Raw genomic sequence first — 1,137 nt, 5'->3', positions numbered from 1 at the left:
AGCTTCCTGGCACAAGCGTGGCCATGCAAAGGCTCATACGACAGCTCTGATCCGAGGCGCTGCGGTCCCGACTAGGATGGTTGAGCGTAGCCGCTGTCATAAAGACGGCCACGCCCGGCTGCCGGAGCCTGAGCATGCATCTTGCCATCGTTCCCATGGAGTTCACGATCCCGACCATCCTCGGGGGCTGTGAAATACCATGCTGGTATCTCCTCCCTTCTGGGGAGGTGCTGAGCGGTGAGCGAGCACTTCCTCCTCTCCCGCCTCGCCAGGGACCTCCCGGTGACCAAGGTCATCCGGATGAGCGAGGACACGGCCTACAACTGGTTCCGCCGCGCCCGCTGGCCTGAGACCAAGGGCAAGCCATCCTGCCCACATTGCGGCGTGACGGAGTGCTACGTCCTGACCCGACGCCGCTCCAAGTGCCGCGGCTGCCGCAGGGAGTTCAGCATCACCTCAAGGGCGATCTTCGCCTCCGGAATTCCATTCCGCCAGATCCTCGCGATCATCGCGCTCTCCGCCAATGGAGCCAAAGGCAAGGCGGCGCTGGAGCTCCGTCGGGAGGGCGGCCAGTCCATCTCGCGGATCACCCGAGGCGAGAACGCCGACTGCGCCTGGGACATCGTTCGGAACCACGTCGCTCCGAACGTTCACATCTTCGCGGACGAGCATGCGGCCTATGATGAACTCGTCGGCCTCTGCGATCTCACCCGCGTGAACCACCAGGTTGCCTACCTGCATGGCAAGGGCGTCTCGCCGAACCAGATCAAGAGCTTCTTTGCGCGCGTGCGGCGAGCCTATCGCAGCGTTCACCATCGCTTCTCGGTCAGGTACCTGGACTGCTACATCGCCGAACTCTCCCGGCGCGAGGACTGCAGCCGCCTCGGAAACCGTGGACAGACCGTCGAGATGCTCGGGCGGGCACTGGCCCACCCGACCTCACGGAATCTTTGTGGCTACTGGCAGGGCAACAGGCCGCCCGACCTGGTATGGGAGCCCTGCTAGGTCCAGCGTGCGATCTCCCAGAGGTTCTTGCGCCCGTCGACAGTTCCTGTCTGCCTTACGCGTCCGCGCTTCTCCAGGTTCAAGAGGGTGGCCGAGATCCGGCTTGGCATCGTCCTGAGAAAGGGATCGTCC

1 protein-coding gene is annotated in these 1,137 nt (G+C 63.9%); it reads left to right on the top strand.

Annotated elements, in window-relative coordinates:
- Positions 1-237 precede the first annotated feature (237 nt).
- A complete protein-coding gene (locus GR328_RS26505) occupies positions 238-1,005 on the top strand; it encodes a transposase (RefSeq protein WP_160888629.1) in 768 nt (255 codons plus the stop codon).
- Positions 1,006-1,137 lie beyond the last annotated feature (132 nt).

Source organism: Microvirga makkahensis (genome assembly GCF_009830105.1).
Lineage (GTDB): Bacteria > Pseudomonadota > Alphaproteobacteria > Rhizobiales > Beijerinckiaceae > Microvirga > Microvirga makkahensis.
This window is presented reverse-complemented; position numbering and strand designations above follow the sequence as displayed.